This is a genomic window from Janthinobacterium sp. PLB04 (genome assembly GCF_021165895.1).
Taxonomy (GTDB): domain Bacteria; phylum Pseudomonadota; class Gammaproteobacteria; order Burkholderiales; family Burkholderiaceae_D; genus Janthinobacterium; species Janthinobacterium lividum.
On the sequence record NZ_CP088968.1, the window covers coordinates 1,391,227 to 1,413,040 of the forward strand.

A 21,814-nucleotide genomic window follows, 5' to 3' on the forward strand; every position below is an offset into this window, starting at 1 on the left:
ACAACGATGACTACGTGGGGACCATGAAACATCATCTGACACCACTCGCCACAGCGGCGGCCCTGACCTTGCTGCTGGCCGCCTGCGCCATGCCTCCCACGCCTTCCGTGGCGCCCGTCGATATCAACCTGGTCGCCCTGAACGATTTTCACGGCAATCTCGACCGCAGCAAATTTACCTACACGAGCGTCGCCGATGCCGAGCGCAAGACGGTGCAGGCCGGCGGCATCGATACCTTGTCCGGCGCATTGACGGCGTGGCGGCGCGAAGATGCCCAACTGATCTTTGTCGGCAATGGCGACCTGGTCGGCGCCAGTCCCGCCATGTCGGCGCTGTGGGCGGACGAGCCGAGCATCGTCGCCATGAACATGCTGGGCATGAAGGCCAGTTCCGTCGGCAACCATGAATTTGACCAAGGCAAGGCGGAATTGCTGCGCCAGCAGCGCGGCGGCTGTGAATCATCGCGCGCCGACAAGGCGTGCAAATTCACGCCCGACTTCAAGGGCGCCAGCTACACCTATATGGCGGCCAATGTCATCGACACGCAAACGGGCAAGTCCCTGTTGCCCGCCTACCGCATCGAAGAGGCGCATGGCGTCAAGGTGGGTCTGATCGGCGCCGTGCTGAAGGATACGCCGTCCGTGGTGACGGCCGCCGGCATTGCCGGCCTGCAGTTTGGCGATGAAGCGGACGCCATCAACGCCACCTTGCCGCAACTGCGCGCGCAAGGCGTGGGCGTGTTCGTGGTGCTGCTGCACCAGGGCGGCGAGACCAAGGAAGCCGTCGACCAGCCCGATTGCAGCCACCTGAAGGGCGAAGTGGTCGACGTGGTGAAACGCCTCGACCCGGCGATTCAGCTGGTCATCAGCGGCCATTCGCACCAGGGTTATCTGTGCCGTGTCGATGGCCGCCTGGTGACGCAGGCGCAGATGGGCGGACACATGCTGACGCGCATCAAGCTCAAGGTCGATCCCGTCAAGAATGCGGTGATCGATGCCAGCGCGCAAAACGTTGTCATGCTGCCAGGCATGTATGAGCCGGACCCGGCCGTGGCAGCCTACCTGGAATCGGTGAAGCAGCGCAGCGCGGCCGAATTGTCGCGTCCCGTGGCCGCCATCGCCGTGCCCACCGTGGGCCGCAGCACCAAGGGCGGCGGCGCTTCCCCGCTGGGCGACCTGGTGGCCGACAGTACCCTGTTCGGCGCGCGCGCAGCCGGCGCGCAAATTGGCCTGATGAACAATGGCGGCATCCGCAAGGACCTGGAAGCGGGCGCCGACTTGATGACGAACGTGGGCCAGAACCAGGCCGTGGTGCCGTTTGGCAATACCCTGATCGTCGTGAGTCTTTCCGGCGCGCAAATCCGTACCTTGCTCGAGCAGCAATGGCCGGGCGAAGAGGCAGGCGAGGGCAACCTGTTGCAAGTGTCCGAAGGTTTTAGTTACCGCTGGGACAGCACGCGGCCGCCGGGCCAGCGCGTGCTGCCGGGCAGCATCATGCTCAATGGCGTCGCCATTGATGACAATCAACAATACCGTGTCGCCGCCAACAGTTTCCTGGCCGGCGGCGGCGACCGTTTCACCGTGCTGGCGGCCGGCACGCGCCGGCTCGACACGGGCGTGCGCGATATCGACGCCTTCAGCAATTACCTGATCGACCGCGCGCGCGTCGGCAAACCGGCTGGCAGCGCCACGGCGGCCGGCCGCATCGTGCGCGTCCAATAATCTTTACAAGGAAAAACCATGCGTCGTTTATTTGTTTCCCTGCTCGTCACTACCCTGTTCGCGGGCACGGCCCACGCCGATTTCACCATTCCCGGCTTTGAACTGGTGCACACTTCGCCCGTGGAAACGAGCTTGACGAATCCCGACCTGCGCGAACCCGTCGCCGTGTGGAGCGAGCTGTTTGATTCGGCCAAGAAAGAAATCGTCATCGCCCAGTTCTACGCCGTCAGCAAGCCGGGCACGGCTTTTGAAAAGGTGCTGGCCAGCCTGACGGCCGCGGGCCAGCGCGGCGTGAAGATCCGTTTCCTGCTCGACCAGAAGGGCGTGGGCCTGTCGGAAGCGGCCACCATCGCCCGGATCAAGGCGATTCCGAACCTGGACTTGCGCCTCATCGACTTCAATAAAATCACGGGCAACGGCATCGTGCATGCGAAATACCTGGCCGTCGATGGCCAGGTGGCGTACATCGGCAGCCAGAATTTCGACTGGCGCTCGTTCGAGCACATCCATGAGACGGGCTTGAAGATCACGGATCCGGCCATGGTGAGCCAGGTGCAAGCGATTTTCGAGCAGGATTGGCAGGCGCAGGCATTGACGTCGCAAGGCAGCCGCGCCACGGTCCTCAACAGCAAGGTCGTGCCGGCCAATTACGCGCAAAACGCTTTCCTGCTGGCCAGCCCGAATGCCTACAACCCGGCCGGTGTGGGCGACTCGGAAACAGGCTTGCCCGCCTTGTTGGCGGACGCGAAAAGCGAAGTGCGCATCCAGCTGCTCGATTATGCGCCGCTGTCCTACGGCCCGAACCGCACGCGTCCGTACTACGCCGTGATCGACAACGCCGTGCGCACAGCCGCCCAGCGCGGCGTGAAAATCAAGCTGATGGTGTCCGCCTGGAACACGGAAGCGCCGGCCATCGCCTACCTGAAAAGCCTGGCCCTGGTGCCGAACGTGGAAATCCGCATCGTGACGATACCCACGGCGTCGACGGGTTTTATCCCGTTCGCGCGCGTGATCCACAGCAAGACCATGAGCATCGACGGCAAGCTGGCCTGGGTCGGCACGAGCAACTGGGCGGGCGGTTATTTCGACTTGTCGCGCAACCTGGAAGTGGTGCTGCGCAACGAACAGATGGCGCAGCGCATTGCCGCGCTGCATGAGCAGACGTGGAGCTCGGCGTACGCGCAGCCCATCGACATCAACAAGCAGTATCCGAAACCGGCCAAGGCCGCGCCGCAAGGCAAGGAGTGAACATGAAAAAATTACTGTGCGTGCTGGCGCTGGGTGCCGCTTTCGCTTCCGGCAATGTGCTGGCGTGGGGCAATGACGGCCACCGCGCCGTGGGCGCCATCGCCGATCAATTGCTCAAGGGTAGCGCGGCCCAGGCACAGGTGGCCAAGTTGCTGTTGCCTGGCGAAAGCCTGGAAAAGATCGCCAACTGGCCCGATTGCGTGAAGGGCACGTATTGCGGTCCGCAATCGCCGGAAATGCTGAGCTATGTGGCGGCCAACCCCAAGCATGGCGAATACCATTACACGAATGTGCCGTTCCAGAACGCGCACTACCATGACCATGGCGTAGGCACGGCCGACGACGATATCGTGCAAACGCTCAAGCAGGCGATCCTGGTATTGCAAGGCAAGGCTGATGCGGCCAGCAATCCGCACGGCTTCAGCCAGCGCGAAGCCCTGATCCTGATCACGCACCTGGTGGGCGATATCCATCAGCCACTGCATGTTGGCAATGCGTTTCTCGGCAAGGATGGCCAGTTCTTTGTGCCCGCCACGCAGGCGCAGATCGACGACATCGCCATTTTCAATGCACGTGGCGGCAACGATTTGCTGCTCGACGATGCGAAGATGACGGCGCTGTCCGATGCCGTGATTCCCGCGCCGCTGCCGGCAGAAGAGGGCACGGCCAAGCCAGCCAGTGCGTATCCGAAGTCGCCCACCAAGCCCCTGCATTCGTATTGGGACACGACCGTCGTCGATTACGCCATGCGCCGCCTGAGCACGCGCACGCCGCAGCAGTTCGCCCGCACGGTGATCGCCAGCGCGCCTGTGGTGAGCGCCAATAGCGGCGACCCCGCCACCTGGCCGTATCAGTGGGCCGATGCCTCGCTGGCGGCGTCAAAGATTGCTTTCACGGACGTGGTGGCCGGCCCTGCCACGCAGCAGACCAGCCGCAAGGGCGATGTCTATAACGTGTGGGCCTTGACGGTGCCCGATAATTATCCGGTGCCCAGCTCGGCGCTGGCGAAGCAGCAGCTGATCGAGGGCGGCTATCACCTGGCGGCCGTGCTGCAGGCGATCTGGCCGCAGTAAGATGGCACTCGAAAGCGGCCCGCGGGCCGCTTTTTTCATGCCAGGATGACGGCGATTCCCATCTCGCGGTAGGGCGCGACCAGCGCGTCGTCCACGTCGCGGTGCACGATGATGTCGTTGACCTGGCTCAAGGGGGCGACCTGGAACGGCGAAGCCGTATTGAACTTTTCCGGCGAGGCCAGCACGACGGTGCGGCTTGACGCCTCGCTCAGTGCGCGCTTCACGCATGCTTCCTCATAATCGCCGGTGGTGATGCCCGCTTGCGGATGCAGGCTGGACACGCCCATGAAATACAGGTCGGCGCGGATGCGGCCGATGGCTTCCACGGTCGCCGCGCCGACGCCGACGATCGAGTGCTTGTACAGGCGCCCGCCCAGCATCAGCACTTCGATCGATGGGTGATTCACCAGTTCGACGGCAATCGACGGGCTGTGCGTGACGATGGTGGCGCGCAAGTCGCGCGGCAGCTGGCGCGCCAGCTGCACGGCGGTCGTGCCGCCATCGAGGAATACCACTTGTCCCGTTTGTATCATGGCGCCCGCCGCGCGGCCGATGGCGGGCTTGGCTTCGGGGGAGATCTGTTCGCGTCCCGCAAACGGCGCCAGTGCGGGCGAGCGCGGCAGCAAGGGCAGGGCGCCGCCATGCACGCGCTCCAGTAGTCCTTCTTTTGCCAGCTCGCGCAGGTCGCGCCGTATCGTGTCTTCCGACAAGCCCAGGCTATCGCTGACGGCCTTGGCGACGATCTGCCCTTCGCGCTGGAGCAAATCCAGCAGATATTGTTTGCGTTGATGTGTCAGCATGGTTTTTCTTGTTAATTCTTGATATTGCACGAGTTTGCATGATAAAGTCGGAAAATACAAGCACAAGGAGACGATATGCGCGAAGACAATTTGGGGCAGGAGAGGGTACGCATACAGCAGGTGCAGACCCTGTCGCACGACTGGTATCTATTGCAAAAGACCACGTTCGACTATCTGCGCCACGATGGCGAATGGCAGACGCAGACGCGGGAAACCTATGACCGCGGCGATGGCGCCACCATCCTGCTTTACAACAAGGTAAAGCGCACGGTGATTTTGATCCGCCAGTTCCGTTTTCCCACCTACCGCGAAGGTCACGACGGTTTCCTCATCGAATCAGCGGCCGGCTTGCTGGAAGAAGCCAGTGCTGAAGAGCGCATCCGCGCCGAGGTGGAAGAGGAAACCGGTTACCGCGTGGGGCAGGTGCAAAAGATATTCCAGGCCTTCATGAGTCCCGGTTCCGTGACGGAACGCCTGCATTTTTTTGTCGGCGAATATGATCCGGCCAGCCGCGTTGGCGACGGCGGTGGCCTGGCGCACGAGGGCGAGGATATCGAAGTGCTGGAACTGCCCCTGGCGCAGGCGCTGCAGATGGTGGCCGATGGGCGCATCTGCGATGGCAAGACCATCATGCTGCTGCAGCATGCGCAGTTGCAACTGATGCCGGTGAATCAGGGCATGCAGATACTGGTTGCCGGCCCCTACCGTTCCGGCACGGGTGACGATCCGCTCTTGATGCAGAGCAATGTGGACGCGATGCAAGCCGTTTGCCTGCCGCTGTATGCCATGGGACACATGCCCGTGCTCGGTGAATGGCTGGCCTTGCCCATGCTGGCGCTGGCCGGTTCCACCCGGGTGGGCGACGCCGTGTACGAGGAATTGTTCCATGCGCATGCGACGCGTTTATTGAGCCATTGCGATGCCGTGCTGCGTCTCGGTGGCGCATCGGCTGGGGCGGACCAGATGGTGGCGGTGGCGCGCAGCCTGGGTCTGCCTGTGTTTTTCTCGCTGGATGAGATTTCGCAGGCGTAAAAAAAGCGAAGCCCGCGGGCTTCGCTTTTTTCATGCGCTCGTTGAAATTTAACGCGATTTGACGAACGGGATACCAATGGCTTTTGGCGCGATGGATTTCGCCATCAAGCCCGCCAGCACGATCACGGTGACGACGTACGGCACCATCTGGATCAGCGAGCCGGGGATGCGGCCCACGACCGGCAAGTCCACGCCTTCAATCTGGATCTGGATGGCGGCGAAGAAGCCGAACATCAGGCAGCCGAGGAAGGTGTAGACGGGACGCCAGTTGCCGAACACCATGGCCGTCAGGGCCAGGTAGCCGGCGCCGGCCGACATGTCGCGCAAGAAGAAGCCGCTTTGCACGATGGCCAGGTAGGCGCCCGAGAACGAGCACAGGATGCCGGCCACCAGCATGGCAAGGTAGCGCGTCGCTTCCACGCTCACGCCGGCCGAATCGGCCGCATGCGGGTTTTCGCCGCAGGCGCGCAGGCGCAGGCCGAAGCGCGTGTGGTACAGCAGCCAGTGCACGAGCGGGATCAGCAGGAACGCCACATAGACGAGGATGGAATGGCCGCCGATCAGGTGGGCATATACCCAGCCGATGAAGGGAATGTGCTCCACGTACTGCGTGCCCGGCAAGACCACGTCAAACAGCCGCGCCGAACCGAGGTCGGGCGTGCGGCCGCCCTGCTGGAAGAAGAACTGCGCCAGCACGAACGTCAGCCCGCTCATGGCGATATTGATCGCCATGCCAGCCACCAGCTGGTTGCCCTTTTGCGTGATGCTGACGTAAGCCTGCAGCAAGGCCAAGGCGACGCACACGAGCATGCCGGCAGCCATGCCGTAATACGGGTTTTGCGTCGTGTAGGCCACGGCGGCGGAAGCGAAGGCGCTGGCCAGGATCTTGCCTTCCAGGCCGATGTCGATCATGCCGCTGCGTTCGGCAAACAGGCCGGCCATGGCGGCAAAGATCAGGACGGGCGCATTGCGCACGGTCGATACCAGGATGCTGGCGAATTGAAAGTCGTCGAGTGTCATGGTGTTAGCCTTTGGTGCGCTTGAGCAGGGCGGAAATGGCCGGTGCGTAGAAGTTTTCCATGGCGCCGCAGAACAGGATGATCAAGCCCTGGATGAAAATGAAAGTTTCCGTCGGGATATTCGGTTTTTCCAGCGACAGGTCGAAGCCACCCTGGATCAGCGCACCGAACAGCACGGCCGACAAAAAGATGCCGACCGGATGCTGGCGGCCCATCAGGGCGATGGCGATGCCGATGAAACCGGCGCCGCCGACGAAATTGAGCGACAGATAATGCGTCGAACCCATGATGGAATTGACGGAACCGAGGCCCGCCAGCGCGCCGGAGATCAGCATGACGATGATGATCATCTTGCTGATCGACACGCCCGCATAGTGGGCCGCATGCTTGTTCAAGCCCGTGGCGCGCAGCTTGAAGCCCCACGACGAGCGCCACACCATCACGCCATAGATCACCAGCGCGGCGATCGCCAGAATAAAACTGATGTTCAGCGGCGTGTCGCCCAGCGATGGGAACCAGGTGGAGAGGCGCGGCATTTCGCCGCTTTCCGCAAACACGCGGCTGGCCGTATTCTGTTCGCCAGGCGGGATCAGGTATTTCACGATCACGAAGTTCATCAGGCTGGCGGCGATGAAGTTGAACATGATGGTGGTGACGACGATGTGGCTGCCGCGCTTCGCTTGCAGGTAGCCGGGCAGGAAGCCCCACAGCGCGCCAAACAGGGCCGCGCCGATCATGGCGGCTGGAATCAGGAGCCATGCGGGCAGGGTCTGGTCGAAGGCCAGCATGGCCACCGTCAAGCCCAGGCCGCCGATATACATCTGGCCTTCGGAACCGATATTGAACAGCCCGGCCTGCATCGCCACGGACACCGACAGGCCCGTGAAGATGAAGGTGCTGGCGTAGAACAGGGTGTAGCTCAAGCCTTCCGGATTGAGGACGGCGCTGTTGACGAGGATACCCAGCGATTCGGCGGGATCTTCGCCCAGCATATAAATCACCAGGGCTGCGACCAGCAAGGCCGACAGCAGGTTTAACATGGGCATGACAAAGGCTGTCGCCCAGCGTGGCAAGTCGTTATTCATGATTTATGCATTCCCCCCATCAACAGACCGATGCGGGTGGTATCGAATTCTTCAATTTTCAGTTCGCCGGTGATGCGTCCGCCGCACATGACGAGAATGCGGTCGGCCAGCGCCCGCACTTCCTCCAGTTCAACGGACACCAGCAGGATCGCCACGCCCGCGTCGCGCAGGGCCAGCAATTGCGTATGGATGCTTTCGATGGTGCCGATGTCGACGCCGCGCGTGGGCTGGCCCACCAGCATCAGTTTCGGCTTGGCCAGCACTTCGCGCGCGATCACCACCTTTTGCTGGTTACCGCCCGACAGCAGGCCGATGCGCAGGTCCGGATTGGCCGGGCGCACGTCGAAAGTCTTCAGCAGTTCCGCGCAGCGGGCGCCGATGGCCTTGAAGTTGAACAGGCCCCAGCGGTTTTTCAGGTGGTCCTGGTAGCCTAGGATGGTGTTTTGCATGACGGAAAAATTCTTCACCACGCCATCGCGCAAGCGGTCTTCCGGAATGTGGGCGATGCCCAGCTCGCGGAAGGCCAGCGGCAAGCCATCGGCATCGTGGCGCTTGGCAAACGGCAAGTCCTTGTCGAGAAAACGCAGCTTGCCCGAGGTGGGCAAACGCATGCCCGACAGAATTTCCAGCAGCTCGCTCTGGCCATTGCCCGAGACCCCCGCGATGGCGACGATTTCGCCGGCGCGCAAGTTGAAACCAATGTCGGCCAGCAGTTTGACCTGTTGCTCGTCGGCCAGTTGCAGACCGTCCACTTCCAGCACCGTGGCGCCCGGATTGTATGGGGCACGCGGCAAGTGGCTCTGGATGGGGCGGCCGACCATCATGTTGGCCAGTTCCTCTTTCGAGGTAGTTGCCGTGGCAACGGCGCCCACCACCGTGCCGCCGCGCATGACGGTGACGTTGTCGGTGATTTCCAGGATCTCTTGCAGCTTGTGCGTGATCAGGATGATGGTCTTGCCCTGTTCCTTGAACAGGCGCAGGATTTCAAACAGCGAGGCCGTTTCCTGGGCCGTCAGCACGGCCGTCGGCTCGTCGAGGATCAGGATATTGGCGCTGCGGTAAATCTGCTTGAGGATTTCCACGCGCTGCTGCGCGCCGACTGACAGGTCTTCGATCTTCGCCAGCGGGTCGACGTCGAGGCGGTAGCGCGCGCAAATCTCGCGCAGCTTGGCTTCCGCTTCCGTGCGGTGGCTGGCCAGGCGAAAGCCGCCTTCCGTGCCCAGCATGATATTGTCGAGGACGGTGAAGTTCTCGACGAGCATGAAATGCTGGTGCACCATGCCAATGCCGAGGTTGATTGCTTCCTGGCTGTTGCGGATAGGCTGTACTTTTCCGTCAAGCAGGATTTCTCCGCCGTCGGCACGGTAATACCCGTACAGGATGCTCATCAAGGTCGATTTGCCTGCGCCATTTTCCCCCACCAGGCCATGGATACTGCCCTTGGCGATGGAGAAGCTGACGTCGGCGTTCGCCTTCACATGTCCAAACTGCTTGGAAATGCTGCGAAATTCTACTGCTGGCTGCATAGGTTCATAACTGGATAGTTTCATGGAAACGCGCCGCGCGGAGACTGGCCCCGGCGGCGCGCTAAAAGATACGGAGAAAAATTAAACCGGGCAGCTGCTGCCGACGCGGTAATCGATCACTTTGATCTTGCCATCGATAATGTCCTTACGCGCACCCAACACGCGCTTTTCGATTTCCGGCGTGATCAGCTTGCGGTTGTTCGCGTCGAGCGCCCAATCCACGCCGCCTTCTTTCAAGCCTTTATAGCTGACGCCGCCCTTCCAGGTGCCGTCCTTGACTTGCATGAAGCTGTCGTAGACCGTGTTGTCGACGCGCTTGACCATCGAGGTCAGGATGCTGCCTGGATACAGATGATTCTGGTTCGAATCGACGCCGATGGCCAGCTTGCCTTTTTCCTTGGCCATTTGCAGGGTGCCCATGCCGCTGCCGCCAGCGACGGCGAAGACGACATCGACGCCGCGCTCGAATTGCGAGCGGGCCAGTTCGCCACCCTTGGCCGGGTCATTCCAGGCGCCGGACGTGGTGCCAACCATGTTTTGCGTGATTTCCATCTTCGGATTGACGGCCTTCGCGCCTTGCGCGTAGCCGCAGGCGAAGTTGCGGATCAGTGGAATATCGATGCCGCCGATGAAGCCGACTTTCTTGCTCTTGCTGGCCATGGCCGCTGCCACGCCCACCAGGTAGGAACCTTCTTCTTCCTTGAAGACGACGGAATTGACGTTGCTGCCGGCGGCCTGGCCGTCGATCAGCACGAATTTTACGTTCGGGAATTCCTTGGCGACCTTTTGCACGGCTTGCGTTTGCGCAAAGCCGATGGCGGCGATCATGTCGAGTTTCTTGCGGGCCAGGCCACGCATGACTTGTTCAGCCTGCGTATCGCTCGATGCCTGCACTTCGATGAAGGAAATGCCCGTGTCTTTTTTGAAGCGCGATGCGCCTTCGAAAGCGGATTGGTTGAACGACTTGTCGAACTTGCCGCCCGCGTCATACACGACACCCAGTTTTGGGGTAGCCGCGGACGCTTGAGCAGTCAGAAATACGGCTGCGATCGTCAAACTAAATTGTGTAAGTTTCATGAATTGGCTCCTGGAAGATCGATATTGTATATTTTTTATAGGTGAAACATATAATTTGGGGCCGATTTAGCCTGTTTTTGATGCACGAGGTGATAATTCCTTATCAACATTGCACTGTATTGCACAAGATCATTGCTGGCCTCGTGTGCTTTTATGTCGTCAGTGTGATGCTCATGCAACAGTCGCGCCCCGTCTCTTTTATAGGTACAACATCGAATGGGGCTGCCGGAGCGGGCTGGGATGCGCCGTCAGTTGACGGGCAGGGCAAGCACGGGACCGGCGCCGCGATGGGCGTCCGAATCACTATGCATCATGCCAGATATGTATGACAAATACGTTTTTGTTTATGTATTTATACGCAGTGCATATAAATAGCTGGTGCCGTAGCTTAGACGGCCGGGGGATTGAGGATATTCAGGAAGGCCCGCACGACGGGAGCGTCGTCCAGCGTGGTGTAGCTGATGTACAGGTTGGCCGATGGGGGATTCGTCTTGATCGGCAGAAACACGACGCCGGGCCAGCCGATGCGGCTTGTCGTTTCCGGCACCAGGGTCACGCCCAGGCCCGCGCCGACCATGGCCAGCAGGGTTTGCGGCTCGCTCGCTTCCTGGAAGATTACGGGTTCGAAACCGGCATTGATGCAGCATTGCACCAGGTAGCGGGGAAACGCGGATTTATCGAGGTTCAGGGTGAGCATCGGCTCGTGGGCGATGTCGATCAGCTCGATGGCCGTGTTTTTCGCCAGCGGATGGTGTTCATTGACGGCCACGCAGACATTTTCGCGGAAGCACAGTTCCTGGCGCAGATTATCGTGACGCAAGTCGTCGTCGTTGAGCTTGGGTTCGCGCCAGAAGCCCACGTCGATCTGCTTGGCGCGCAAGGCTTCGTATTGCACCGTGGGACCGAATTCATGGATGGTCCAGGTGACGCGGGGGAATTTGGTCTGGAATTCTTCCAGCAGGCTGGGGATGGGGCCCCACATGGCCGAGCCGACGATGCCCACGCGCAAGCGGCCCACTTCGCCACGGTCGATCTGGCGGATGGTGTCGATGGTCATGCGCATCTTGGCCAGCAGGTCGGCGGCCTCGTTCATCAGCGCCTTGCCCGCCACGGTCAGCTCGAACGTGCGCGTGGTGCGGGCAAACAGGCGCACGCCCAGTTCGCTTTCCAGTTTCATGATCTGCTGGCTCAGGGGCGGCTGCGAGATATGCAGGCGCTCGGCGGCGCGGCTGAAGCTTTTCTCCTCGGCAACGGCAAGAAAATACTTTAACTGTTTCAGATCGATGGACATGCTTTCCTTGGCGTTGCGTGTTGCTAGGCGATGGAGCGGCGCACGAACCCGTGAAGGCGCGTGCGCTTTCTTTACAGCGGTCCTATTATCGTGCCACGACCGCCTGCATGGCAATGGCCAGCGCGGTGCCGACCTGGGCATTGTGCTTGACCAGCGCGATATTCGTCGCCAGGCTGCGGCCATCCGTCAGTTGCTTGATGCGCGATAACAGGAATGGCGTGACTTGCTTGCCCTTCACGCCGCCCGCGTCCGCTTCCTGCAGCGCTTGCGCGGTGATGGCATCGATTTCCTCCTTGGGCATGGCTTGCGCGGCTGGCACGGGGTTGCTGACGACCACGCCGCCTGTCAAGCCCAGCTGCCACTTGGTGCCGATGAAGGCGGCTTGTTCGGCGGCCGTGTCGAGGCGGAAATCGGCCTTGAAGCCGCTTTCGCGCGTGAAGAATGCCGGAAAACCTTCCTGGCCCACGCTGATGACGGGCACGCCGTGGGTTTCCAGGTATTCCAGGGTCAGGCCGATGTCGAGGATGGATTTCACGCCCGCGCAGACGACGGCCACCGAGGTTTGCGCCAGTTCCTGCAGGTCGGCGGAAATGTCGAAGCTCGTTTCCGCGCCGCGGTGCACGCCGCCGATGCCGCCCGTGACGAACACGGAAATACCGGCCAGTTCCGCGCAGATCATGGTGGCGGCCACGGTGGTGGCGCCCAGTTTGCGCTGCGACAGGACGAACGGCAGGTCGCGGCGGCTGACCTTCATGGCGTCGGGCGAGGTGCCCAGCAATTCCAGCTGTTCGGGCGACAGGCCCACGCAGATCTTGCCGTCGATGATGGCGATGGTGGCCGGCACGGCGCCGCCGTCGCGGATGATCTGCTCCACTTCGCGCGCCATTTCCACGTTTTGCGGATACGGCATGCCGTGCGAAATAATGGTCGATTCCAGCGCCACGATGGCCTTGCCGGCGGCGCGCGCGTCGAGCACTTCTTGCGAGAACAAGAGGAAATTCTGTAATTGGGTCATGTTAATCCTGTTGAAAGAGGGTAGGGGGAGGTGGCGCCAGGTCGGCGTCGTCAATGCTGTCGAGCGCGCCGGCGGAAATCTGGGGGGAGACGGTGGCAGCCGATTCCAGGGTCATGGCGGCCAGCTTCAGGCCGCGCCGGCACGCCAGTTTCAAATCGCTGCTGTCGTGGTAGAGCGACCAGCAGACGGCGGCGGAAAACGCGTCGCCGGCGCCCGTCACGTCGACGGCGTCCACTTCGCGCGCGGCCAGGTGGACGATAGGCGCGTCCGGGCTGTCGCCATCCGTGAAGTACACGCCTTCGCCGCCGCAGGTGACGATCACCTGGCGCGCGCCCTGGCGCTGTACTTCGCGGCAGGCGGCGCGCAGGTCCGCTGCCGTGGGCAAGGTCCGCGCCACGCGCGTTTCCAGTTCGCCCCGGTTGAGGATCAGCAGGTACAAGCCCGTCAGGTCTTGCGGCAGGTGCGCCATCTTCGGCTGCGAGACGGCGACGATGACGAGCGGCGTCGCGTGGGCCGCATCCTGGCGCGCGTCGGCCAGCAGTGCCTGCACGCTGTCGTGACCCAGGTTCAGGTCGCAGACGGTGAGGGCGGCGGCGGCGCGCTGCGGCTGGCGGCTATGCAAAAAGGCCGGTGTCAGCTGTTCATAGAGTTGCATGTTGGCCATCGCCAGCAGCATTTCGCCATGTTCGTCGAGCACGGCCGTGTAGGTGCCGCTGCTGGTGTTGCTCAGATGTAAGCTGCCGCGCATGTCGATGCCGGCGTCTTCCGCGTGCGTCTGCAGGGCGTGGCCGGCCGCATCGTCGCCCAGTGCCGTCAGCAGGGCCACGGGAATCGACAATCGGGCCAGGTTTTCCGCGATGTTGCGGCCCACGCCGCCAAATACTTCTTCCGAACGCACGGGATTCGAGGTGCCCATCTGCAAGGTCGCCAGGGTGCGCATCTTGCGGTCGAGGTTGGCGGCGCCTATGCATAGCACGGGGCGGCTGTCGGGCAGCACGTAGGCGCGTCCCAGCAGGCGCCGCTCACGGATGAGGCCGGCGATGTGGCCGGCGACGGCCGAGCGCGACAAGCCCAGTTCGCTCGCCAGGTCTTGCTGCGAGATGAAGGGGTTGTTGCGGATCAGCGTGTACAACAGGTCTTTTTTATTGGTATCGGTCACAAGGTTTTCGCTGAGGTTTAAACATTTGTCTGAAACTGTAAACATTTGTCTTGTCGGTGTCAAGCGTGTGTGAAGTTCGTATCGGGCGTGCGCCAAAAGTGGTCGTATGGAGCTTGTATGCAAGCATTTCCCGGGCATGGCGAACCTGGGCTTGTCTCGACTATAATATCGGCCATTTATATTTGAATTGTATAAATGGGCAAGAAAAATGGTATTTGCCATACATATTCCGTTTGATGCATAGTGGCGGCAAATAGAGGCAATACGCATTTCGATATACCTGTAACACCATACTTACCCGATACCTGGGCCGCAGTCCTTCACCGGGCACGGCCGTGCAGGCAGCAACCCATCATCATTAGTCAATCAGAGGATAACCATGTCGAACAACACCCCTTTCCACGCCGCCGAAATCATCCGTGCCCGCGCTCCTGAAAATTTCAAGCCGCGCGTAGCGATGATCCTCGGCTCCGGCCTGGGCGTGTTGGCCGAGCAGATGACGGACGCCGTCAGCATCAGCTTTGACGAATTGCCAGGCTTCCCGATCAGCACCGTGCACGGCCATGCCGGCGAACTGGTGATCGGCACCCTGTCGGGCGTCGCCGTCGTCTGCATGAAAGGCCGTGGCCACTTCTATGAAGGCTATGGCATGGGCGTGATGACGAGCGCCATCCGCACCCTGAAACTGCTGGGCTGCGAAATGCTGTTCGTCACCAACGCCGCCGGTTCCCTGCGCCCTGAAGTGGACGCCGGCAGCCTGGTGGCCATCAGCGACCACATCAACCTGTTGCCAGGCACGCCGATGGTCGGCCCGAACGACGACCGCTTCGGTCCGCGCTTCTTCAGCATGGCCAACGCCTACGATGCGGACCTGCGCAAGCTGGTCGCGGACACGGCTGCCTCCAACGGCATCACCCTGCACGAAGGCGTGTTCGTCGCTTACCCTGGCCCGAACTTCGAGACGGCCGCCGAAATCCGCATGATGGCCCGCCTGGGCGCCGACACGGTCGGCATGTCGGTGGTACCGGAAGTGGTCTCGGCCCGCCATTGCGACCTGAAAGTGGTGGGCGTGTCCGTCATCACCAACCTGGCCGAAGGCATGTCGCCATTCGCCCTGTCGCACGAGCAAACCCTGAAATACGCGGCCATCGGCGCGAAAGACCTGGTCAAGCTGATCCTGGCTTTCCTCGCCAAAGTCGCTGAAAAACCGCAAGCCTAAGCACTTTTTTATGCAGTAGCGGCGCGCCGGCCACCGGCGCTGCCGCGCGGCAGGCCGGGAAAAACCGGCCTACACTGTCCGCATCATCCCGCATCAATCCATAAAGCGAGCCTTATCATGTCACGCGCATTTATCCTCCTGCTTGATTCCTTCGGCCTTGGCGCGACGCCAGACGCCGCCAAGTATGGCGACGCAGGTGCCAATACCTTTGGCCACATTGCCAGCACTGTCGCCAAAAGCGGCAAGACCTTGAAACTCCCGAACATGGAACGCCTGGGCCTGGGCGCCGCGGCGCAACTGGCCAGCGGCGAATGGGCCACGGGCTTCGACCAGCGCGACGGTTTTACCGGCGCCTACGGTGCGGCGCGCGAGCGCTCCACCGGCAAGGACACGCAGAGCGGCCACTGGGAAATCGCCGGCGTGCCCGTCGAATTCGACTGGGGATATTTTCCCCGTACTACGCCATCGTTCCCCGCCGACCTGACCGACAAGCTCAAGGCCATGTCCGGCGTGCCGGGCTTCCTCGGTGACTGCCATGCCTCGGGCACGGACATCATCAACAAGCATGGCGATGAACACGTCGCCACCGGCAAGCTGATTATCTATACGTCGGGCGACTCGGTGATGCAGATCGCCGCGCATGAAGAATCGTTCGGCCTCGAGCGCCTGTACCAGGTATGCGAAATGGCCTTCAAGCTGGTCGAGCCGTACAACATCGGCCGCGTCATCGCCCGCCCGTTCACCGGCAGCAATGGCAACTACACGCGCACGTCCAACCGCCACGACTACGCCGTCGCGCCGCCCGCGCCGACCCTGCTCGACCATGTGAAGAACGCGGGCGGTGAAGTCGTCGGCCTGGGCAAGATCAGCGACATTTTCGCTACCCAGGGCATCTCCAGAGTCGTCAAGGGCGTCGACAACATGGCGCTGTTCGAAGCGCTGTTGAAAACGGCCGATGAAGTGCAGGACAAGTCGCTCACCTTTGTGAACTTCGTCGATTTCGACCAGGCTTTCGGCCACCGCCGCAACGTCGAAGGCTATGCCGACGCGCTGCGCGAAATGGATGCGCGCCTGCCGGAATTCATGGCCAAGCTCAAGGAAGGCGACCTGGTCGTGATCACGGCCGACCATGGCTGCGACCCGACTTGGCACGGCTCCGACCACACCCGCGAACATATACCGATGATCTTCTTCGGCCCCGGCGTCGCCCCGCGCGCACTGGGTATTTCCGAGACCTTCTCCGATATTGGCCAAACCCTCGCCAAGCACCTTGGCGTACCACCACTTGCTAATGGAACCAGCTTGTTATGACACTCATGCACCCCGAATTCAAGCGTAACGAGGCCGTCGGCCTCGACCTGGGCTGGATCAACCAGATCCGCGTCAACCGCGCCGCGACAGACCGCCGCGCGGCCAGCCTGGCGAACCGCCGCACCGTGAAAAAGGAATACCAGGCCGCCTGGCTGGTGAAAGCCATCCAGATGATCGACCTGACCACCCTGGGCGGCGACGATACGCCGGGCCGCGTGGAACGCCTGTGCATGAAGGCCATGCGCCCGCTGCGCGCCGACCTGATGGACGCACTGGGCTTGACGGAACTGAGCACCGGCGCCGTGTGCGTGTACCACGAGATGATCCAGCCGGCCGTGAAGGTCATCCAGGGCCGTTTGCCCATCGCCGCCGTGTCGACGGGTTTCCCGGCCGGCCTGACGAGCATGGAAACGAAGCTGCGCGAGATCGAACTGTCGGTCGCCGCCGGCGCTTCGGAGATCGATATCGTCATCACGCGCCAGCACGTCCTGAACGGCAACTGGCAAGTGCTGTACGACGAAATGCTCGCTTACCGCAAGGCTTGCGGCGAAGCGCACGTGAAGGCGATTCTCGCCACGGGCGACCTGCTGACCATGGAAAACGTGGCCAAGGCTTCGTGGGTCTGCATGATGGCAGGCGCCGATTTCATCAAGACTTCCACCGGCAAGGAGGGCGTGAACGCCACCATTCCCGTGGCCCTGACGATGGTGCGCACGATCCGCGAATACCACGAGCAGACGGGCTTCCAGGTGGGCTTCAAGCCGGCCGGCGGCGTCAGCTCGGCCAAGAGCGCGCTGCAATACCTGACCCTGATGAAGGAAGAACTGGGCAACGAATGGCTGCAGCCGCACCTGTTCCGCATCGGCGCTTCCAGCCTGCTGACCGACATCGAGCGCCAGCTCGAGCACTACGTCACCGGCAGCTACTCGGCCAATCATCGTCACGCACAACCTTAAAGAACAATCGTCATGCCAACAATTAACGAGATTCTCAATACTATGGACTACGGCCCTGCTCCCGAAAGTCAAAAAGAAGCGCAGGCGTGGCTAGCTGGCCACCAGCGCACATTCGGTTTGTTCATCGACAATGCCTGGAGCGAGCCTGCGGAACTGTTCGCCTCGACCAATCCTGCCGACGGCACGCAACTGGCGGAACTGACGCAAGCGAGCGATGCAGACGTGGAACGCGCCGTGGAAGCGGCGCGCCGCGCGCTGCCCGTATGGCAAGGCATGGGTGGCCACGGCCGCGCGAAAGTCATGTACGCGCTGGCCCGTCTGCTGCAAAAGCATTCGCGCCTGTTCGCCGTGCTGGAAACCCTGGACAACGGCAAGACCATCCGCGAAACGCGCGATATCGACCTGCCGCTGGCCGCGCGCCATTTCTACCATCACGCCGGCTGGGCGCAGCTGCAGTCGGAAGAATTCGCCGACTACCGCGCCGTGGGCGTGGTGGGCCAGATCGTGCCGTGGAATTTCCCCCTGCTGATGCTGTCGTGGAAAATCGCCCCGGCCCTGGCGGCCGGTAACACGGTCGTCTTCAAGCCGGCCGAATTCACGTCGCTGACCGCCATGCTGTTCGCCGAACTGTGCGTGCAGGCGGGCGTGCCGGCCGGCGTGGTCAACATCGTCACCGGCGACGGCCGCGTGGGCTCGGCCATCGTCAACCATCCTGGCGTCGACAAGATCGCGTTTACGGGTTCCACCGAAGTGGGCCGCCTCATTCGTGAAGCGACGGCCGGCAGCGGCAAGAAGCTGTCGCTGGAGCTGGGCGGCAAGTCGCCGTTCATCGTCTTTGAGGACGCGGACCTGGACGGCGCCGTGGAAGGCCTGGTCGATTCGATCTGGTTCAACCAGGGGCAAGTGTGCTGCGCCGGTTCGCGCCTGCTGGTGCAGGAATCGATCCAGGAGCGCTTCCTGAACAAGGTGCGCGCGCGCATGGAAAACCTGCGTCTCGGCTCGCCCCTGGACAAATCGATGGACGTGGGCGCGCTGGTCGACCCCGTGCAGCGCCAGCGCATCGCCGCGCTGGTCGATTCGGCCCGTGCCGAAGGCTGCGATGTATGGCAGCCGGCGTGCGAGTTGCCTGCCGACGGTTCGTGGTTCCCGCCCACCCTGATCACGGGCGCGTCGACCTCGGCCGCCGTGGCGCAGGCTGAGATCTTTGGCCCCGTGCTGGTGGCCATGAGCTTCCGCACGCCGCCTGAAGCGGTGCAACTGGCGAACAACACGGTGTACGGCCTGGCCGCCAGCGTGTGGACCGAGTCGATCAGCCTGGCGCTCGATATCGCTCCCGCCATCAAGGCTGGCGTGGTGTGGATCAACAGCGCGAATCAGTTCGACGCCGCGTGCGGCTTCGGCGGCTACCGCGAATCGGGCTTCGGCCGCGAAGGCGGCCGCGAAGGCATGCTGGAATACATGACTGCCCTGGCCGAAGATGCGCGTCCGGCCTTGCCGGTGGTGGAAGCGAAAGCCAAGGGCAATGTGAAGCCGGCGGCAGCCGATCCGTTCGCCATCGACCGCACGGCCAAGATGTACATCGGCGGCAAGCAGGCGCGCCCTGACAGCGCCTACAGCACCCCCGTTTTCGGCGCGAATGGCACCCTGCTGGCCGAAGTGGGCGTGGGCAGCCGCAAGGATATCCGCAATGCCGTCGAAGCGGCCCATAAAGCGTCCGGCTGGACCGGCGCCACGGCGCACAACCGCGCGCAAGTGCTGTACTACATCGCTGAAAACCTGGCCGCGCGCGCCGACGAATTTGCCGCCCGCATCGCCGCCATGACGGGCAGTAAAAATCCTGAGAAGGAAGTACAGGCATCGATCGAACGCCTGTTCTACTACGCTGCCTGGGCCGACAAGTACGACGGCCTGGCGCACCAGCCGCCAACAAAAGGCATCACCGTGGCGCTGAACGAAGCGGTCGGCGTGATCGGCATCGTTTGCCCGAATGAAGCGCCTTTGCTCGGCTTCATTTCGCTGGTGGCGCCGGCCATCGCGCTGGGCAACCGCGTGGTGGTGGTGCCGTCGGAAGCGCATCCGCTCTCCGCGATGGACCTGTACCAGGTGTTCGATACGTCCGACTTGCCGGGCGGCGTCGTCAACATCATCAGCGGCAACGCCGATGAACTGGCGCGCACCCTGGCCACACACGCCGACATCGACGCCGTCTGGCGCCATGACGGTTCCTCCGAAGGTTGCGCGGAAGTCGAGCGCCTGTCGGCCGGCACCCTGAAGCGCACCTGGGTAGGCGGCGCGAAGGGCCGCGACTGGTACAGCGCCGCGCAAAGCGGCGGCCGTGCCGTGCTGGCGCATGCGTCGCAAGTGAAAAACGTGTGGATTCCTTACGGCGTCTGATAGGTAACTAGCGTTACAAAGCTGGGGTCAGATCCGCAGGGACTGACCCCAGATCTCATGATTGGAGTTATTCCATGTTGTTAACCCAGGAAATCATTCGCAAGAAACGCGACAAGGGCGTGCTGAGCGCCGAGGAAATCCAGTTTTTTGTGCGCGGCATTACTGACGGCAGCGTCAGCGAAGGCCAGATCGCGGCGCTGGGCATGGCCGTCTATTTCAACGACATGAACATGGACGAGCGCGTGGCGTTCACCCTGGCCATGCGCGATTCCGGCCAGGTGCTGGACTGGCGCTCGCTGAACCTGCCGGGCCCCATCGTCGACAAGCATTCGACGGGCGGCGTGGGCGATGTCGTCTCCCTGCTGCTGGGCCCCATGGTCGCCGCGTGTGGCGGCTACGTGCCGATGATCTCGGGCCGCGGCCTGGGCCACACGGGCGGCACGCTCGACAAGTTCGACGCCATTCCCGGCTACTGCACGGTGCCGGACAATGAACTGTTCCGCAAGGTGGTGCAGGAGATCGGCGTGGCCATCATCGGCCAGACGGCGCAGCTGGCGCCGGCCGACAAGCGTTTCTACAGCATCCGCGACGTCACCGCCACGGTGGAATCGGTGGCCATGATCACCGGCTCCATCCTGTCGAAGAAACTGTCGGCTGGCCTGGATGCGCTGGTGATGGACGTGAAAGTGGGCACGGGCGCCTTCATGCCGACCTACGAAAAGTCGGTGGAACTGGCCGAGAGCATCGTCGCCGTCGGCAACGGCGCGGGCATGCAGACGTCGGCGATTCTGACGGACATGAACGAATCGCTGGCGCCGTATGCGGGCAATGCGCTGGAAGTGCGCGGCGCCATGGATTACCTGACGGGCCGTTCGCGTCCCGCGCGCCTGCACGAAGTCACCCTGGCGCTGTGCGCCGAGATGCTGGTGCTGGGCGGCCTGGCTGCCACCGAAGAAGACGCGCGCGTGAAATTGATGGCGGCCCTCGATTCGGGTGAAGCGGCCGAGCGCTTTTCGCGCATGGTGTCTGCCTTGGGTGGCCCGGCCGATCTGGTCGAACATCCGGACAAGCACCTGGAGCAGGCACCATTCATCGTGCCGGCGCCGGCGCTGTCTGCCGGTTTTGCCAACGTGCGCGATTGCCGCGCCATCGGCCTGGCCGTGGTGGCCCTGGGTGGTGGCCGCCGGCGTCCGACCGACAGCATCGATTTCGCTGTCGGCCTGACGGACCTCGTGGGCCTGGGCGAGCAGGTGGCTGTCGGCCAGCCGCTGGCCATGGTGCACGCGCGCACGGAAGCGGCGGCGCAGCAAGCCGTCAGGGAAATCCAGCAAGCGTATGCCATCAGCGCGGTGGCGCTGGCGGCCAATCCGGTGATTTACCGTACCATTCGACCATAACTTAGCCCTAGAAGCAAAATCTGGGGTCAGACCCTGAGGGTCTGACCCCGGTCTTTCGCGGGTTTTACAGATAGATAAGCAAATGAACAACCAAGAACTGATCGCCGAAGCCAACGCTGGCCGCGAACTGGCCTACGCGCCATACTCGCGTTTCAAGGTGGGCGCGGCGCTGCTGTGCAAGGATGGCCGCGTCTTCCGCGGCTGTAACGTGGAAAATGCCGCGTATGGCCTGTGCAACTGCGCCGAACGCACGGCGTTTTTCAGCGCCATCGCGCATGGCTGCAAGCCGGGCGACTTTGCCAGGCTGGCCGTCACGGGCGACACGGCGGAACCGATCTCGCCATGCGGCGCCTGCCGCCAGGTGATCTTCGAGATGGGCGGCGCCGACCTGCCGGTGATCCTCACCAATCTGAAAAACGATGTCATGGAAGTGACGGCGGGCTGGCTGCTGCCGCACGGCTTCGGCAATTCCGACCTGGACATGAAGTAAC

17 protein-coding genes and 1 pseudogene are annotated in these 21,814 nt (G+C 62.4%); 10 read left to right on the forward strand and 8 right to left on the reverse strand.

Annotated elements, in window-relative coordinates:
- The first annotated feature begins 23 nt into the window (after nt 1-23).
- Genes LSO07_RS06025 through LSO07_RS06035 form a run of 3 tightly spaced genes read left to right on the forward strand, consistent with a single transcriptional unit; the run spans nt 24 to nt 4,042 of the window.
- Entirely contained in the window at nt 24-1,721 is a 1,698-nt protein-coding gene (locus LSO07_RS06025; RefSeq protein ID WP_191909592.1) for a bifunctional metallophosphatase/5'-nucleotidase, read from the forward strand.
- Between the two features lie 18 nt (nt 1,722-1,739).
- A complete protein-coding gene (locus LSO07_RS06030; RefSeq protein ID WP_151092814.1) occupies nt 1,740-2,969 on the forward strand; it encodes a phospholipase D-like domain-containing protein in 1,230 nt (409 codons plus the stop codon).
- Nucleotides 2,970-2,971: 2 nt separating this feature from the next.
- Nucleotides 2,972-4,042, forward strand: coding sequence for a S1/P1 nuclease (locus LSO07_RS06035; protein ID WP_151092815.1), 1,071 nt, complete (start codon nt 2,972-2,974; stop codon nt 4,040-4,042).
- A 35-nt stretch (nt 4,043-4,077) separates the two neighbouring features.
- Here LSO07_RS06035 and LSO07_RS06040 read toward each other — a convergent pair whose 3' ends face one another.
- On the reverse strand, nt 4,078-4,842 hold the full coding sequence (locus LSO07_RS06040; RefSeq protein WP_151092817.1) for a DeoR/GlpR family DNA-binding transcription regulator: 765 nt from the start codon (nt 4,840-4,842) through the stop codon (nt 4,078-4,080).
- A gap of 75 nt (nt 4,843-4,917) precedes the next feature.
- Here LSO07_RS06040 and LSO07_RS06045 point away from each other — a divergent pair.
- Nucleotides 4,918-5,502: pseudogene (locus LSO07_RS06045) on the forward strand (NUDIX domain-containing protein); the annotation flags it as partial.
- A 420-nt stretch (nt 5,503-5,922) separates the two neighbouring features.
- Here the strand turns inward: LSO07_RS06045 and LSO07_RS06050 are convergent.
- The 7 genes from LSO07_RS06050 to LSO07_RS06080 form a co-directional block, all read right to left on the reverse strand.
- Nucleotides 5,923-6,894, reverse strand: a complete 972-nt coding sequence (locus LSO07_RS06050) for an ABC transporter permease (protein ID WP_034754516.1) — start codon at nt 6,892-6,894, stop codon at nt 5,923-5,925.
- A gap of 4 nt (nt 6,895-6,898) precedes the next feature.
- The gene (locus tag LSO07_RS06055; protein ID WP_034785591.1) at nt 6,899-7,978 is read right to left on the reverse strand and encodes an ABC transporter permease; all 1,080 of its coding nucleotides are present in this window, start codon (nt 7,976-7,978) and stop codon (nt 6,899-6,901) included.
- A complete protein-coding gene (locus LSO07_RS06060) occupies nt 7,975-9,504 on the reverse strand; it encodes an ABC transporter ATP-binding protein (protein ID WP_070260161.1) in 1,530 nt (509 codons plus the stop codon). The genes LSO07_RS06055 and LSO07_RS06060 overlap by 4 nt, the downstream gene beginning before the upstream one ends.
- An 81-nt stretch (nt 9,505-9,585) precedes the next feature.
- A complete protein-coding gene (locus LSO07_RS06065) occupies nt 9,586-10,581 on the reverse strand; it encodes a BMP family lipoprotein (protein ID WP_034785587.1) in 996 nt (331 codons plus the stop codon).
- A gap of 388 nt (nt 10,582-10,969) precedes the next feature.
- A complete protein-coding gene (locus LSO07_RS06070; RefSeq protein ID WP_034785584.1) occupies nt 10,970-11,872 on the reverse strand; it encodes a LysR family transcriptional regulator in 903 nt (300 codons plus the stop codon).
- 85 nt (nt 11,873-11,957) lie between these two features.
- Nucleotides 11,958-12,887: a pseudouridine-5'-phosphate glycosidase gene (locus tag LSO07_RS06075; protein ID WP_151092822.1), complete on the reverse strand. Its 930-nt coding sequence runs from the start codon at nt 12,885-12,887 to the stop codon at nt 11,958-11,960.
- Nucleotide 12,888: 1 nt separating this feature from the next.
- A complete protein-coding gene (locus LSO07_RS06080; protein WP_151092824.1) occupies nt 12,889-14,046 on the reverse strand; it encodes a PfkB family carbohydrate kinase in 1,158 nt (385 codons plus the stop codon).
- Nucleotides 14,047-14,425: 379 nt separating this feature from the next.
- Between LSO07_RS06080 and xapA the strand changes: the two genes are divergently transcribed.
- The 6 genes from xapA to LSO07_RS06110 all read left to right on the forward strand — a co-directional run bounded on the left by xapA (nt 14,426) and on the right by LSO07_RS06110 (nt 21,813).
- Nucleotides 14,426-15,265 (forward strand): xanthosine phosphorylase, encoded by an 840-nt coding sequence (xapA, locus tag LSO07_RS06085; RefSeq protein ID WP_034785579.1) that lies wholly within the window; start codon nt 14,426-14,428, stop codon nt 15,263-15,265.
- A 117-nt stretch (nt 15,266-15,382) separates the two neighbouring features.
- The gene (locus LSO07_RS06090) at nt 15,383-16,576 is read left to right on the forward strand and encodes a phosphopentomutase (RefSeq protein ID WP_034785578.1); all 1,194 of its coding nucleotides are present in this window, start codon (nt 15,383-15,385) and stop codon (nt 16,574-16,576) included.
- On the forward strand, nt 16,573-17,532 hold the full coding sequence (gene deoC / locus LSO07_RS06095) for a deoxyribose-phosphate aldolase (protein WP_046685481.1): 960 nt from the start codon (nt 16,573-16,575) through the stop codon (nt 17,530-17,532). The genes LSO07_RS06090 and deoC overlap by 4 nt, the downstream gene beginning before the upstream one ends.
- Nucleotides 17,533-17,544: 12 nt before the next feature.
- Nucleotides 17,545-19,926: an aldehyde dehydrogenase family protein gene (locus LSO07_RS06100; protein ID WP_404811478.1), complete on the forward strand. Its 2,382-nt coding sequence runs from the start codon at nt 17,545-17,547 to the stop codon at nt 19,924-19,926.
- Nucleotides 19,927-20,000: 74 nt separating this feature from the next.
- Nucleotides 20,001-21,323, forward strand: coding sequence for a thymidine phosphorylase (gene deoA / locus LSO07_RS06105; RefSeq protein WP_151092826.1), 1,323 nt, complete (start codon nt 20,001-20,003; stop codon nt 21,321-21,323).
- 82 nt (nt 21,324-21,405) lie between these two features.
- Nucleotides 21,406-21,813 (forward strand): cytidine deaminase, encoded by a 408-nt coding sequence (locus LSO07_RS06110; RefSeq protein ID WP_034785574.1) that lies wholly within the window; start codon nt 21,406-21,408, stop codon nt 21,811-21,813.
- Nucleotide 21,814 lies beyond the last annotated feature (1 nt).

Excerpts from the sequence above, each read along its gene's own strand:
- LSO07_RS06025 (WP_191909592.1), top strand. The coding sequence starts at position 24 with ATGAAACATCATCTGACACCACTCGCCACAGCGGCGGCCCTGACCTTG.
- LSO07_RS06030 (WP_151092814.1), top strand. The coding sequence starts at position 1,740 with ATGCGTCGTTTATTTGTTTCCCTGCTCGTCACTACCCTGTTCGCGGGC.
- LSO07_RS06035 (WP_151092815.1), top strand. The coding sequence starts at position 2,972 with ATGAAAAAATTACTGTGCGTGCTGGCGCTGGGTGCCGCTTTCGCTTCC.
- LSO07_RS06040 (WP_151092817.1), bottom strand. The coding sequence starts at position 4,842 with ATGCTGACACATCAACGCAAACAATATCTGCTGGATTTGCTCCAGCGC.
- LSO07_RS06050 (WP_034754516.1), bottom strand. The coding sequence starts at position 6,894 with ATGACACTCGACGACTTTCAATTCGCCAGCATCCTGGTATCGACCGTG.
- LSO07_RS06055 (WP_034785591.1), bottom strand. The coding sequence starts at position 7,978 with ATGAATAACGACTTGCCACGCTGGGCGACAGCCTTTGTCATGCCCATG.
- LSO07_RS06060 (WP_070260161.1), bottom strand. The coding sequence starts at position 9,504 with ATGCAGCCAGCAGTAGAATTTCGCAGCATTTCCAAGCAGTTTGGACAT.
- LSO07_RS06065 (WP_034785587.1), bottom strand. The coding sequence starts at position 10,581 with ATGAAACTTACACAATTTAGTTTGACGATCGCAGCCGTATTTCTGACT.
- LSO07_RS06070 (WP_034785584.1), bottom strand. The coding sequence starts at position 11,872 with ATGTCCATCGATCTGAAACAGTTAAAGTATTTTCTTGCCGTTGCCGAG.
- LSO07_RS06075 (WP_151092822.1), bottom strand. The coding sequence starts at position 12,887 with ATGACCCAATTACAGAATTTCCTCTTGTTCTCGCAAGAAGTGCTCGAC.
- xapA (WP_034785579.1), top strand. The coding sequence starts at position 14,426 with ATGTCGAACAACACCCCTTTCCACGCCGCCGAAATCATCCGTGCCCGC.
- LSO07_RS06090 (WP_034785578.1), top strand. The coding sequence starts at position 15,383 with ATGTCACGCGCATTTATCCTCCTGCTTGATTCCTTCGGCCTTGGCGCG.
- deoC (WP_046685481.1), top strand. The coding sequence starts at position 16,573 with ATGACACTCATGCACCCCGAATTCAAGCGTAACGAGGCCGTCGGCCTC.
- LSO07_RS06100 (WP_404811478.1), top strand. The coding sequence starts at position 17,545 with ATGCCAACAATTAACGAGATTCTCAATACTATGGACTACGGCCCTGCT.
- deoA (WP_151092826.1), top strand. The coding sequence starts at position 20,001 with ATGTTGTTAACCCAGGAAATCATTCGCAAGAAACGCGACAAGGGCGTG.
- LSO07_RS06110 (WP_034785574.1), top strand. The coding sequence starts at position 21,406 with ATGAACAACCAAGAACTGATCGCCGAAGCCAACGCTGGCCGCGAACTG.